We start from the raw sequence: 12354 nt of genomic DNA, 5'->3' as shown, positions 1-12354 counted from the left end.
CGCGATCCAGACCCGGGTCCAGGCGGTGATCAGAGGCAAAAAGTGTTACCTATGTCATCGGTCCAAAACGTTACCAATGTTTCCGGTTGCTCAGGTGAATCCCGTCCTCCCATCCGGTTCGGCCCGGGACCAAGATCCAGGCTTTCCGGAAGGGTCCGGCTTCCCTATTATCAGCATGACACGGGCGTCGTCGTGTGAGGGAGACGGTCGGCGGCAGGTATTCAACACGTCTTTGTCGTGCGCCGAGTCCGTCACATGTCAAACTTTTGGTTTAGAAGCGGCCGCCTCTTTGATTTCTTATTAGGCCGATTTCAATCAAAAGGCGCATCTCCAAGGGAACGCGCCTTAGTTTGTCTTTTTGTCGTCGTGCTGATGGCCTTGGCGCTGGGTTTGCGCCTCGTGATCGCCCCCCTGGACGGCGGCATTCAGTACATCACCTTCTTCCCGTCCGTGGCGATCGCCGCCGTCATCGGGGGGTTCGGCCCCGGCATGGTGGCCGCGGGGATCGGCACCGTTTTGGCAACGTACCTGTTCTGGCCGCCCTATATGAGTTGGCAGGTCGATTTCGAGCGGGAGATGATTCTCTCCAACGCCGTGTTCCTGGTGGATGCGCTGCTCGTCTGCACATCGATCGAGGCCATGCATCGGTTCTATCGGCGGTTTTCGGGCGCGGAGGAGGAGCTTCGGCTGGCGGCCGCCGTCTACGCGCACTCGTCGGAAGGCATCATGGTCACCGATGCGGACGGCCACATCCTGACCATCAATCCGGCGTTGTCCCAGATCACGGGCTACAGTCCGGAGGAACTGATCGGCCACAACCCGGGCGTCTTGCGCTCGACCCGGCACGACAACGAGTTCTACCGAACCATGTGGGACGCCCTGGCGACGCACGGTGTCTGGCGGGGACAGGTTTGGAACCGCCGCAAGGACGGCGAAGCCTATCTGCAATCCATGACCATCAACCGCGCCGCCGACTCCGCCAACCGGCGCGTGCGCTATGTGGCGGTGTGTCGCGACATCACGGGCCGCCACCTGCAGGACGAACAGATTCGCCATCTCGCGTTTCACGACGCGCTGACCAACCTGCCCAACCGCCTTGTTCTAAAGGACCGCCTGCAACACGCCATCGTCCGGGCGCAGCGGGAGAAGGGCCGTCTGGCCCTGATCTTCGTCGACCTCGACCGGTTCAAAGACATCAACGATGCGTACGGCCACGATATCGGCGACCTTTTGCTGCAGACGGTCGCCGACCGGATTCGCAGCCAGCTCCGGGCGTCCGACACGGCGGTCCGCATGGGCGGGGACGAGTTCGTGATCCTGATGGAGAATCAGGGACCGGGCCGGATGAGCGACCGCGTCCCGGCCGCTCTCATCGACCGGATCACACAGCCGATGCCCCTGGAAACCGTGACGGTGCGCGTCGGCGTCTCGCTGGGACTCGCCTTTTATCCGGACGATGCCGCGGACGCGCAAACCCTGCTCAAGCGGGCCGACGCGGCCATGTACGCCGCGAAGACCGGCGGCCGCAACACGTTCCGCTACTATGCGCCGCCGGACGAGCAGGCCGTTCCGATTGCGGACCAACGCCTCTGATCGCGCCCGCTGGCTCTCTCAGTCCAAGATGTCGAGCACCGTAGCCAGGGTGTCGAAGATCGTGTCGATGTGCTCCCGGTCAATGGTCAGAGGGGGCGACAGGGCGATGATGTCGCCGGTGGTGCGGATCATCAGGCCCGCCTCGTAGCATTTCAGGAAGGCCTCGAACGCCCGTTCGGTGGGTTTGGCGGGCCGGGGTTCCAACTCGATGCCCGCGATCAGGCCCATGTTGCGCAGATCGATGACGTGCGGCTTGCCCTTCAGGCCGTGCACCCGCTCTTCCCAATAGGGCGCCAACGCCGCGCAGCGGCCGAACAGATCCTCGCTCTGGTACACGTCCAGGGTCGCCAACGCCGCCGCGCAGGCCAGCGGGTGGGCGGAATAGGTGTAGCCGTGGAACAGCTCGATGGCCGTTTCCGGGCCGCTCATGAAGGCATCGTAGATGCCCTTGCGCGTCACCACGGCGCCCATGGGCACGGTCCCACTGGTCAGGCCCTTCGCCGTGGTCACGATGTCCGGCAGCACCCCGAAGTGCTCGCAGGCGAAGGACGAGCCCAGACGGCCGAACCCGGTGATGACCTCGTCGAAGATCAGCAGAATGCCATGCCGGTCGCAGAGCGCCCGCAGCCGCTCCAGGTAGCCTTTCGGCGGCATCAGCACGCCGGTCGAGCCGGCCATGGGCTCGACGATCACGGCGGCGATGGTCTCCGCACCGTGCAGGGCGACAAGGCGCTCCAGATCGTCTGCCAGTTCGGCGCCGTGCGCAGGCTGGCCGCGCGAGAAGGCGTTCTTCTCCGGCCGGTGGGTGTGGGGCAGATGGTCCACACCGGTCAGCAGGGTGCCGAAGAAGCGCCGGTTGTTGGTGATGCCGCCGACGGAAATGCCGCCGAAGTTCACCCCGTGATAGCCGCGCTCACGCCCGATCAGGCGGGTGCGGCTGCCCTCGCCGCGCATACGGTGGTAAGCCAGCGCGATCTTCAGCGCGGTGTCCGCGCTTTCGGAGCCGGAGTTGGTGAAGAACACATGGTCCAGGTCGCCCGGCAGCATCCCGGCCAGCCGGTTGGCCAGGGCGAAGGCCTTCGGGTGCCCCATCTGGAAGGCCGGGGCGTAGTCCAGCTCCGCCGCCTGCGCCTGGATCGCCTGGACGATGGCGGGGTGGCCGTGCCCGGCGTTGCAGCACCACAGGCCGGCGGTCCCGTCCAGCACCTGGCGACCGTCGTCGGTGGTGTAGTGCACACCCTGCGCCCCCACGAGCATGCGCGGTGCGGCCTTGAACTGCCGGTTGGCGGTGAAGGGCATCCAGAACGACGACAGGTCGTTGACGGACGGCGGAACACCAGCACCTTGGGCGGTCATCGGGGGATCCTCCTGCGGGCGGTGGGCGGTTTGAGGCAGGACACACGGTCGCATTCCGTACGCTGCAAGGTCTCGCGCGGCGGCACAAGACGTTTTCTTGCGAACAATCCCGCCGGATCAGCGCGCCACCCAGCGCCCCACCCGGATGCCGTACAGCAGCACCAGAAGCCCGATATAGACCAGGGGCTCGGTGATGTCGGCCTTCACCATCAGGAGGTAATGCACCGCCCCCAGGATGCCGGCGGCGTAGACCAACTGGTGCAGCCGCTGCCAACGCCGGCCGCCCAGGCGCTTGATCATGCCCTTGGTGGAGGTTGCCGCGAGCGGGATCAGGGTCAGAACGCCGGCCATGCCCACCATGATGTAGGGGCGCTTCGTCAGGTCATCGATCAGGGTGGGCAGGTGCAGACCGATGTCCACGACGACATAGGCCAGGACATGCAGGCAGACGTAGGCGAACGCCCACAGGCCGATCATGCGGCGGTAGCGCACCGGGCGGGACGAGCCGGTCAGATGCCGCAGGGGTGTCAGCGCCAGCGTCAGGATCAACAGGCGCAACGCCCAATCGCCCAGATGGCGGACGACGGTCTCGATCGGGTTGGCGCCGAGATCGCCGGTCGCCGCCCACAGGACCAGCGCCAGCAGGGGCAGGGCACAGCCGAGAAACACGCCCCACCACCACGCCCGGTCCAGCCCGGCGCGCCCACGCCGCCGATCGCCTCGGGGAGAGCGCGCGGCCTCTGGGCCGGGGATCGTCGCGGGCGCGGCCACCGGACCGCTCAGCCTCGGCCCAGCGCGCGGGCGAACAGCGTCAGGGTGCGGTCCAACGCGACCGCCGCGATCTCCGGCCGGTGGTCGGCACGGGCCTCGCAGTTAAAACCGTGGCCCGCCCCGGGGTGGACCAGGATCGGCAGGTCGGGATGGGCGGCGCGGATGCTGGCGATGGCGTCGATGGAGATCAGCGGATCGAGCGCGCCGAAGTGCAGAAGGGTCGGGCAGCGCGGGTTTTCGTCGGCGAACTGGACGATCTGGCCGCCGTAGTAGCAGGCGGCGGCCCCGAACCCGGCCAGCCGGCAGGCGGCCAGCCAGGCCAGCGACCCGCCCCAGCAGTAGCCCACCACGGCGACGGGGCCGGCGCTGGCGGCCAGATTGCGCGCCGCGTCGATATCGCGCAGGGGCTCGCTCCAGCCCAGCGCGCCGCGGATCTCGCGGCCGCGCGCCGTGCCGGCCTGGTCGTAGTCCAGCTCCACACCCCGTTCGGCGCGGTCGAACAGCGCCGGCGCCACGGCCCGGAACCCGCGCGCCGCGAAGTCGTCGCAGACCCGCCGGATGTGGCCGTTGACCCCGAAAATCTCCTGGATCACGACAAGGCCGCCCCGTGCGGGCGCCTCCGTCGGATCCGCGCAGTAGGCGGAGAAGGTATGCCCGTCGGATGCGTTCAGGGTGATCGTTTCGCCCATGGGCGCACTCCTTTTGGTGGACGTTGGCACGGGCGTGGCGCGCGACCGGTGTGGCGGGCGAGTGTGGCACACACGGCCCGCACCTGTCGCGCACGGAAGCCACCGGACGCAGCTGGAAGGACTGCCGGACCGGATCGAACCGGGGGCGACCGTGTCACATTTCGTCAAAAACAGTCAGAGTTTGCCATGATTCGGCTTACAGGTCGGGACACACCGTCATAGGGATGTGATGGGGCCACCGTACGGTGGGATCTTGCACAGGGCGTGGAGAGCGCGTGCCGGACCAGCGCAGCCCCCGCCCTGTGAGCCCCGTTTCGAATGGTCTGCCTCAGGAGACACCCATGGCGCTTGCCGACACCCGATCCCGCTACGGCTGGATCAGCATCATCAACCACTGGGCCATCGCGGCCCTCATTCTTGGCCTGATCGCGTTCGGCCTGATCCTGGAGGGCCTGCCGCGCAGCCCCATGAAGGGCGACCTGATCCAGGTGCACAAGCTCCTGGGCGTGCTCGCGCTGACCCTGGCGCTGTTGCGGCTGGGCTGGCGCGCCCTGCAACGCAGCCCCGGCGCGGTGGAGGGTCAACCCGCTCTCGCCGAGACCCTGCGCACCGCCCTGCACGCCACGCTGCTGGTGGCCACGGTGCTGCTGCCCCTGTCGGGGATCGTGATGTCCTTGTACAACAACCATCCCGTCTCCCTGCTCGGCCTGTACACCATCCCGGCGCAGGGCGAGGTCGGGTGGCTCGCCGCCACCGGGCATATCGTGCACGAGTGGGGCAGCTATCTGGTGCTGCTGCTGGTCGCGGGCCACGCCCTGGTGTCGTTGAAGCACCACTTCATCGACCGCGACGACACGCTGAGCCGCATGCTGCCCGATCGGACGGCCTGACCCTTTCCGCCCCCGCTCCGCCCCGCGCCCGTCCCGACGCAGGACGGCGCGGGGGTCGCCGGAGCGTCTCACGCGGGCGGCGGCGTCCATCCCACGATGGTCCAGAAGAAGGCCAAGGCCTCTTTGACGTGGTCGTCGATGGCGGCATCCAGATCGTCCGGCAGCAGACCGGCCACGCCGCGCAGATGCAGATCGCCGAGAGCGATGGTCAGGAAGTGCCGCGCGGTCCGGTCCGGGTCGTCCACGACGATCCATCCGTGCTCCCGCCAGGTCGTCAGGATGCGGGCGAGCCGTCGCCTCGCGCGATCCGGTCCGAGTCGGTAAAAGGTGCGGGCCACCTCGGGAAAGTGACGGCCCTCGGACAGAACCAGCCGATAAATGCCGAGCGCCTCCGGCGCCAGCGAGGCCGTCAGCAGCCGCCGGGCGATCTGCTCCAGGACACCGGGCACGTCGGCCGCGCCGATAGCATGCGGATCAATCATATCCTGGGCGAACAGGTCCGAGAGCACGTGCTCCGTGCGCTCCTCCAAGATGGAGATGAAGAGACCTTCCTTGCCACCGAAATAGCTATACACCGTGGCCTTCGACGCATTCGCCTCGGAGACGACGAGATCAATGGTCGCCCCCTTGTACCCGCTGCGCAGGAAGATGCGCAGGGCGGCGTCCAGAATCTCCGCACGCCGGGATTCACCGCGTGCCCGGCCGCGTCGCTGCGCCACCGGTGCCGTCACCTTTGGACGATATGAGTCAAGAGCGCTTCGCGACACCACGATCCGTTTCGCCTGTCTTTCGGGGTGACCTCAGAGTATGGCACGCACAATCCGCTCTCAAATCTCATACAATCCCAGCCGGGGGCGAGCCGGCTGTCAAGAGTTCGGGCGCAACCATATGTGAATGTTTTACGATGACCCGTAACGCGCGAGCGTGAATGCGGCCCGATCTTGGCAACGCGCGCCCCTGTCCCCGTCTTTTGCTTTGTTTTTTGTTTTGTCTTTGCCCTGTCATCGAATGAACCCCTCACGGGACAATCGCAGCAGCACGCGGGGCGCGGCCAGGATCGGGTGCCGACGCTCCCAGTCCGAGACCGGAACAGGCCGTCCGTTGTGCCGCTCCAGCTTCCACAGAATGTAGTCGGCGCCATGTTCGAACGTGAACACGGCCTTGGTAAGGCGAACCATGTTCAACAGCTTGCCCACGCGCTGGCGCCGCGCCCAGGCGCGGCGGGCCGCGTCGCGATCGACACCGTGGGGGATCATCCGCCCGTCCGGCGCCGTGGTGACCGGGATGCCCGCCCGGGTCAGCGCCAGGGGCAACAGGCGGTCGTAGCGCTCCGCCGCCCAGCCGTACACCAGCGCGGATCGGTCCGCTCCTTCGGCGCGCAACTCGGCCCGATAGGTGTGCTGGAACAGAGTCGTCCAGTAGTCGGCCGGCCACCCCTTCGGCGGCCCCAGCCAGATCGCCCAACGGCTGGCGGTGATCACGGCATCCGAGACCGCCGCCACCACCGCTGCGCGGGCCTGGGTGTCGCGGGCGTACAGCAGCGCCGACGGCTGACAGAAGCGCGCCCACAGGGTCGTGTCGAGGCGGCCACCCTGTACCGCGCGGGCGAACGCGGCCGTGCCCATCACCGCCACCTTGGCGCGGATCGTCCCGGTCGCGCCCGGCACCTCCAGATAGGCGACCGTCGGCGGCACGATCCGGTTCAGCACGGCCGGAAGGACGCGACCGTGATACGCCCGCAGGTCGTCGGTCAGAACGTACAGGTCAAGGATCCCGCTGGTGTCCTGGGTGCGCAGGCAGGAGCCGTAGAACAGCACGGCCGCGACGCTGGCCCCGTGCCGCGCCACGATTGCGTCGGCAAGCGCGCGTGCCTCCGGCATGACGGGTTGGGTCAGGTCATCGACGATATGGGCGGCGAGACGCTGGCTCGACAACGTGATCATGGCGCCACAAACCCCAAAGGCGCCGTGGTGGACACGACGAGACCGCCCGCCCCGGGCTCGAACATCTCGCCGTCCACCACGACAGGCTGGTCCGTTTCAATGTGCAGCCGGTCGGCCCGGCCGCTGGCATAGCCCGCGTCGGTCATCCAGGGACGCGGCCGGCCGCGCAGGACCGGGACCAGGGCCGCCATCAGCCGCTGCGGCGGCGCGGCCACATCCAGCCAGCGGAGCCGCCCCGCCCCCTCGCCCCAGAAGGGCGTCAGGCCGAGCACAAGGCGGTCGAGCGTCGTGGCCAGGGTGATGAAATGGTGCCCGCCGCGCGCGGGGGCCCCGTCGACCGTAACGCGCATCGCCTCCCCCGCCAGCAGGGCGCGGCGGCGGCGGCCGAACAGGGTGGCGGCGGCGGTGACCGCGATGGACAGCGCCACGGACAGCCCGTTGTGCACGCCGGCCCCCTGGATATGGCGGGCGGCGATCCGGGTGCCCTCGGCAAAGGCGGCGGCACCGAACAGAAAGCCGCGCACCCGCCGCTCCGGCGCATCCGGCCAGGAGACCTCCAGCAGCGGCCATGTGGTGCGCGTCAAGGTTCCATCGCGCGCCGCGTCGCACAGGCGGCGCAGGCCGCGCAGGTCCCGGCGGGTCCCACCGACGACCCGGGCGGCGAGGTTGGTCTTGCCGGCCGGCATCAGCGCAATATCCGGCGCGTCGTCGCCATAGACGGCGGGCAGCGCGGTCAGCACATCGCGCAGGGTGCCGTCCCCGCCGCTCACGGCGACCACCCGCACGCCCTGGCGCCGGAAGTCCGTCAGCGCCTCGGCCAGGCCCGCCGGCGTGCGCGGCTCCACCCAAAGAAACGCATCCCCCTGCTCCGCCACCGCACGGCGGAACACCCCGGCGCGGTTGTGCCGGCTGTACGGGTTGATGATGAGTCCGACCCGTGTCATTGCGCTAACCACGAGACCAGCGGGCCGTTCCGGCGCGCCTTGGATGCCTGCACGACCTGCCCGATGTGCACGAGCAGGGACAGCACGGTCCAGATCGCGACCGCCAGCGCCCCCAGATCCGGGCGCCCGGCCAGCGCACCGACCGTCAGCAGGATCAGGTTCGGGTTGCGGCGCGCGGTGATCAGGCGGAACCGGCTGTCGAAGCGGCGCCAGACGTGCATCTTGACCGTGAACAGCAGGGGGAACACGCCCTCCAGAATCCGCTGCAGGATGTAGGCCGCGAAGATCACGACGACGATAGCGTCGCTGTACGCCAGCGCCAGCCCGACACTGCCCAGCCCCGCGATCCAGGCCCAGTACCAGAACGGCGGATGGATCAGGTCGATACCGTGGTCGAAGATGTTACCGAAGGGGCTGGACGTCAGGGTGACGCGCGCCAGCTTGCCGTCGACGGTGTCCAGGAAGGTCATGACCCAGGCCATGACGAGCCCGGGCAGGTACCAGCCGTACAGGAACGCGACCAGGGCCAGAAGCATCAGGACGAAGCTCGCGCTCGTGACCTGGTTCGGCGTGATGCCCCGCCCGGCGCACCAACGGGTGACGCGCAACGCGGGCGCCGGCCACAGGTACTTGGTCACCAAATCGGTGACCCCCTTGTAGGACCCGGCGAACATGCGCCGCTCCACGGCGGGGCGGGTCTCTGCCGTCAGGGGCAGCAGGTACGGCGTCTCCCGCTTGCGCAGGATGGCGTTGTGGGCGGAACTGAGCACACCCGGGGTCACGGTCCGCAGGTCGTCCGGGAGGGGACCGCCCGCCGTCAGTGCCGCCGCGACGGCTTCGACGCGGGCCGCGTCCACACAGGCCGCGACGGGCTCGCCGCTCTCCGTCGTCAGCACCACATTGCGGACGCCCGCCAGATCCTTCATCAGGATCGCGTCGTACACGTGATCGTCGCGCACCAGCAGATGCCGACGGCCCGGCGTGACGGTGCCGTCCCAGGGGGCCACCTCGGTCACCCCGGCGCGACGCAGGGACCGCCGCAGCCGCTCCGCCGAGGTCATGCCCCACAACCGGACCGGGCAATCTCCAAGAATCCGGCCGACCGGCGGCGGTCCGGACTCGACAGCGGCGCCGTCGTCGTTCAAGGCATGATCTGCGACACCGTTCACGGGGTGTATCCCTCCTTATGCCGGTCGAGTTTCGTTTCGCTCATTTTTCGGACCCCCATTTGCCCCTGCGGCCCGACGACGCGGCCGGGGTGCGGTGGCTCGGGGTCAAACGCCGGTTGGGCCGGCTGTCCTGGCGCCTCAAGCGGCAGCGGATTCATCAGCCGGCGGTTCTGGCCGCGCTTCTGGCCGACGTGGCGGCCCAGGCGCCGGATCATATCGTGCTCACCGGGGATCTCACCAATCTCGCGCTGCCGGACGAGGTCCAACGGGCGCGGGCGTGGCTGGACCGGATCGGACCGCCGGACCGCGTGTCCGTCGTCCCAGGCAACCATGACGCCATGGTCGCGGTCCCCTGGACCGACGGCCTCGGCCGGTGGGCGCCCTGGCTGACCGGCGACACCCCGGAGCCCGACGCCTTCCCCTTCGTGCGCATGCGCGGGCCGGTGGCCTTCGTCGGCGTCTCGACGGCCGCGCCGAGCCTGCCCCTGCTGGCCACCGGCCGCATCGGCGCCGAACAGGCCGCGCGCCTGGAGGCGATCCTGGCCGATCTGGGCCGGCGCGATCGGTTCCGGGTCGTGCTGATACACCATCCGCCGCTGCGGGTCGGCGAATCGGAGCGCAGAGCCCTGCGCGACCGCCCGCGTGTGCAAAACGCTCTGGCGCGGGTCGGGGCCGAGCTGGTGCTGCACGGCCATCATCACCGCGACCACATCGGGTCCCTGCCCGGCCCGAATGGCCCGGTGCCGGTGATCGGGGTCTCGTCCGCCTCCGCCGCGCCGGTCGCGGGCGCCACACCGGCCCGCTGGGTCCACTACACGGTCACCCGACCGGCGGGTGGCGGCTGGCGCCTGTCCGCTGTGGTGCGCGGCTACACCCCGGACGGCTTCCGCACCGACGCCCGCTTCGCGGTGACCACCGAGGCGCATCACACGGCCCCCTGAGCGTCGGACGCGGCACCTGCGCGGCGGGCCAGGATGGCCTCCGCCAAGGCCAGATCCCCCGGCCGGTCCACGTCCACCGCCGCGTCGGCGAACGGCATCTCGACCGCCGCAAGCGTCGTTCCGGTGCGCCGGCCGAGCGCGGCCAGCACGGTCGGCAGCGTCAAGCGGCCCAGCGCATAGGCCAGCAGCAGCCCGGGGCCAAGCAGGCGGATCATGCGCCACGGCTTCTTGCGGTCCTGCTCGACCCGCCGCCAGAAGGTCACCACCGCCCGCGCCGCCGGGGTGCGCAGAACGAACAGATTGCAGCCGCTGTAGGCGCCGTCGCGGAAGCGCAGATAGGTGCGGCGCGTGTCCGGGTAGGCCGCCTGGATGGTCTCCGACCGGGCCAGCCCGACGGCCGCGTCGGCCTCGGCGGGCTGATGGGTCCAGAGATGCTCCACCATCGCCGGGGTCAGCAGCGGGTGGTCGGCGGTGGTGACCAGATAGGACCCAGGCGCGGGGTCGTGGTCCAGCGCCGCCAGCACGCTGCGGCTGGGCGACGGCGCGGCGGGGAGGATGGTCAGCCGATCCTGGAATCGCGCGAAAGCCGGATGCTCCCGCACCAGATCGGGCCGCTCGATCACCACGACGATACGACCGATGCGCGGCACGGAGGCCAGCGTGTCCAGCACCCGTGCCAGCATGGGCACGCCCGCGACCGGGGCCAGCGCCTTATGCGACACACCGGCGGCGGCGGCGACCGGATCGGACGGGCCGCGACTGCCGGCCAGCACGATCGCCGTGATCGTGGGCGCGTGTTCCGGGCTCATAGGGCGTCTCCGGGACACCGTCGGTCACGGCTTGTGGCCGCACGTTCCTCCCCCCGACGGGGGGAGGTGGAGCGTCGGTCACGCGGCATCACGACCGGATGATCGGGGCGCCGGCTCACAGCGTCTTCTCGTAAATGCGGTAGGTCTTGTAGGCGCGCCCGCCGATGGCCTCGGCGATGCGGCGCATGGGGGTGTTGTCCTCCAGAATCCACGACATCTCCAGGCTGCGCAGGCCCAGGGCCCGGGCCTCCCGCTGGATCGCGCCCATGATCAGGAACGCTAGCAGGCTGCCGATCATGGTCCCGGCGTGTTTGCGCCGCACCCCCATCAGCGGCACGCGGGCGCTGCTCACGCCCGACACCTTCAGGCGCCACAGCAGTTTGGCCCAGCCCAGGGGCAGCAGGCGGCCGTTCAGATCCCGGATGGCCTCGTTCAGGTTGGGCAGGCAGACCGCGAAGGCCGCCGGCTCCCCGTCCACCTCGGCGAACCAGACCAGCCGCTCATGGATCAGCGGCTTCATCTGCGCGGCCATGTGGTCGATCTCCTCCGGGGTCAGCGGCACAAAGCCCCAGTTGTCGCGCCATGCGTCGTTAAAGATCGCGGTCAGCACGCCGACCTCATCGCGGTAGGCCTTCCTGTTCAGCGGCCGGATGCGCACGTTCGGCGGCAGCGGCCGGTCCAGCACGGCCGCCATGCCGGGCAGGTCGGGGTTGTCGGCACGGTAGGCCAGCACATCCGTGGCCTTGGTGTAGCCCGCGCCGGTCAGCAAGCCGTCCAGATAGGGCTTGTCGTGCCCCATCATCAGCATGGGCGGGGTCTCGAACCCGTCCACCAGCAGGCCGGTTTCCTCGTTGATCGACAGGTTGAACGGACCGAGCACGCGCCGGGATCCCCGCGCCCGCAGCCAGTCCTCCGCCGTCGCCATCAGGCGCGCCACCACGGCACAGTCGTCGACCGCGGCCAGCAGGCCGAAATGACCGGTGCCGGGCTCCGCCAGATGATCGATCTGCGCGCTGATGCGGCCGACGTCCCGGCCGTCCCGCCGGGCGATCCAGAACGCCACGTCGGCATGCCGGAAGTACGGATTGCCGGACGCCGACAGGGCGGCGCGGCGCTCCATGCGCAGCGGCGGGATCCAGTGCGGATCGTCGCGGTGCAGGGTGTACGGCAGGCGGATGAACCGCGCCATGGCGCGGCGGCCGGTGACCGGCTCAATGACGAGAGCGGGGGCCGGCGACGGGGGACGCAT

Annotated in this window: 12 protein-coding genes; 3 read left to right on the top strand and 9 right to left on the bottom strand. The window is 69.4% G+C overall.

The features are described from left to right. The first annotated feature begins 255 nt into the window (after positions 1–255). Positions 256–1593 (top strand): diguanylate cyclase domain-containing protein, encoded by a 1338-nt coding sequence (locus GGD82_RS18660; RefSeq protein WP_150063829.1) that lies wholly within the window; start codon positions 256–258, stop codon positions 1591–1593. Positions 1594–1611: 18 nt separating this feature from the next. On the opposite strand, the gene aptA is transcribed toward GGD82_RS18660, so the two are convergent. The 3 genes from aptA to GGD82_RS18645 all read right to left on the bottom strand — a co-directional run bounded on the left by aptA (position 1612) and on the right by GGD82_RS18645 (position 4409). After that, positions 1612–2949, bottom strand: coding sequence for an omega-aminotransferase AptA (aptA, locus tag GGD82_RS18655; RefSeq protein WP_150063828.1), 1338 nt, complete (start codon positions 2947–2949; stop codon positions 1612–1614). Positions 2950–3066: 117 nt separating this feature from the next. Next, positions 3067–3720, bottom strand: a complete 654-nt coding sequence (msrQ, locus tag GGD82_RS18650) for a protein-methionine-sulfoxide reductase heme-binding subunit MsrQ (protein WP_211364842.1) — start codon at positions 3718–3720, stop codon at positions 3067–3069. Positions 3721–3728: 8 nt separating this feature from the next. Then, a complete protein-coding gene (locus tag GGD82_RS18645; RefSeq protein ID WP_150063827.1) occupies positions 3729–4409 on the bottom strand; it encodes a dienelactone hydrolase family protein in 681 nt (226 codons plus the stop codon). A 341-nt stretch (positions 4410–4750) separates the two neighbouring features. On the opposite strand from GGD82_RS18645, the gene GGD82_RS18640 reads away from it, so the two are divergent. Beyond that, positions 4751–5299, top strand: a complete 549-nt coding sequence (locus GGD82_RS18640) for a cytochrome b (RefSeq protein WP_150063826.1) — start codon at positions 4751–4753, stop codon at positions 5297–5299. 68 nt (positions 5300–5367) lie between these two features. Here GGD82_RS18640 and GGD82_RS18635 read toward each other — a convergent pair whose 3' ends face one another. The 4 genes from GGD82_RS18635 to GGD82_RS18620 all read right to left on the bottom strand — a co-directional run bounded on the left by GGD82_RS18635 (position 5368) and on the right by GGD82_RS18620 (position 9355). Further along, the gene (locus GGD82_RS18635; RefSeq protein ID WP_150063825.1) at positions 5368–6018 is read right to left on the bottom strand and encodes a TetR/AcrR family transcriptional regulator; all 651 of its coding nucleotides are present in this window, start codon (positions 6016–6018) and stop codon (positions 5368–5370) included. 282 nt (positions 6019–6300) lie between these two features. Continuing rightward, complete coding sequence (locus tag GGD82_RS18630) at positions 6301–7242, bottom strand: hypothetical protein (protein ID WP_150063824.1); 942 nt, start codon at positions 7240–7242, stop codon at positions 6301–6303. After that, positions 7239–8186: a diacylglycerol/lipid kinase family protein gene (locus GGD82_RS18625; RefSeq protein WP_150063823.1), complete on the bottom strand. Its 948-nt coding sequence runs from the start codon at positions 8184–8186 to the stop codon at positions 7239–7241. The genes GGD82_RS18630 and GGD82_RS18625 overlap by 4 nt, the downstream gene beginning before the upstream one ends. Continuing rightward, the gene (locus GGD82_RS18620; RefSeq protein ID WP_246163997.1) at positions 8183–9355 is read right to left on the bottom strand and encodes a CDP-alcohol phosphatidyltransferase family protein; all 1173 of its coding nucleotides are present in this window, start codon (positions 9353–9355) and stop codon (positions 8183–8185) included. The genes GGD82_RS18625 and GGD82_RS18620 overlap by 4 nt, the downstream gene beginning before the upstream one ends. 17 nt (positions 9356–9372) lie before the next feature. On the opposite strand from GGD82_RS18620, the gene GGD82_RS18615 reads away from it, so the two are divergent. Then, the gene (locus tag GGD82_RS18615) at positions 9373–10296 is read left to right on the top strand and encodes a metallophosphoesterase family protein (protein ID WP_150063822.1); all 924 of its coding nucleotides are present in this window, start codon (positions 9373–9375) and stop codon (positions 10294–10296) included. On the opposite strand, the gene GGD82_RS18610 is transcribed toward GGD82_RS18615, so the two are convergent. Both GGD82_RS18610 and GGD82_RS18605 read right to left on the bottom strand, forming a co-directional pair. Continuing rightward, positions 10281–11105 carry a nucleotidyltransferase family protein gene (locus GGD82_RS18610; RefSeq protein WP_150063821.1) on the bottom strand — a complete coding sequence of 275 codons (825 nt, stop codon included), beginning with the start codon at positions 11103–11105 and terminating at the stop codon, positions 10281–10283. The genes GGD82_RS18615 and GGD82_RS18610 overlap by 16 nt on opposite strands. Positions 11106–11220: 115 nt before the next feature. After that, positions 11221–12354, bottom strand: coding sequence for a GNAT family N-acetyltransferase (locus GGD82_RS18605; RefSeq protein ID WP_150063820.1), 1134 nt, complete (start codon positions 12352–12354; stop codon positions 11221–11223).

The sequence above is a fragment of the Roseospira marina genome (genome assembly GCF_014197855.1).
Taxonomy (GTDB): domain Bacteria; phylum Pseudomonadota; class Alphaproteobacteria; order Rhodospirillales; family Rhodospirillaceae; genus Rhodospira; species Rhodospira marina.
The sequence above is the reverse complement of the archived record's forward strand: the minus strand, read 5'-3'. Positions and strand labels throughout refer to the sequence as shown.

Coding starts and splice junctions, on each gene's coding strand:
- GGD82_RS18660 (WP_150063829.1), top strand. CDS start 256: ATGTCAAACTTTTGGTTTAGAAGCGGCCGCCTCTTTGATTTCTTATTA.
- aptA (WP_150063828.1), bottom strand. CDS start 2,949: ATGACCGCCCAAGGTGCTGGTGTTCCGCCGTCCGTCAACGACCTGTCG.
- GGD82_RS18645 (WP_150063827.1), bottom strand. CDS start 4,409: ATGGGCGAAACGATCACCCTGAACGCATCCGACGGGCATACCTTCTCC.
- GGD82_RS18640 (WP_150063826.1), top strand. CDS start 4,751: ATGGCGCTTGCCGACACCCGATCCCGCTACGGCTGGATCAGCATCATC.
- GGD82_RS18630 (WP_150063824.1), bottom strand. CDS start 7,242: ATGATCACGTTGTCGAGCCAGCGTCTCGCCGCCCATATCGTCGATGAC.
- GGD82_RS18625 (WP_150063823.1), bottom strand. CDS start 8,186: ATGACACGGGTCGGACTCATCATCAACCCGTACAGCCGGCACAACCGC.
- GGD82_RS18615 (WP_150063822.1), top strand. CDS start 9,373: ATGCCGGTCGAGTTTCGTTTCGCTCATTTTTCGGACCCCCATTTGCCC.
- GGD82_RS18610 (WP_150063821.1), bottom strand. CDS start 11,105: ATGAGCCCGGAACACGCGCCCACGATCACGGCGATCGTGCTGGCCGGC.
- GGD82_RS18605 (WP_150063820.1), bottom strand. CDS start 12,354: ATGCGTCCCCCGTCGCCGGCCCCCGCTCTCGTCATTGAGCCGGTCACC.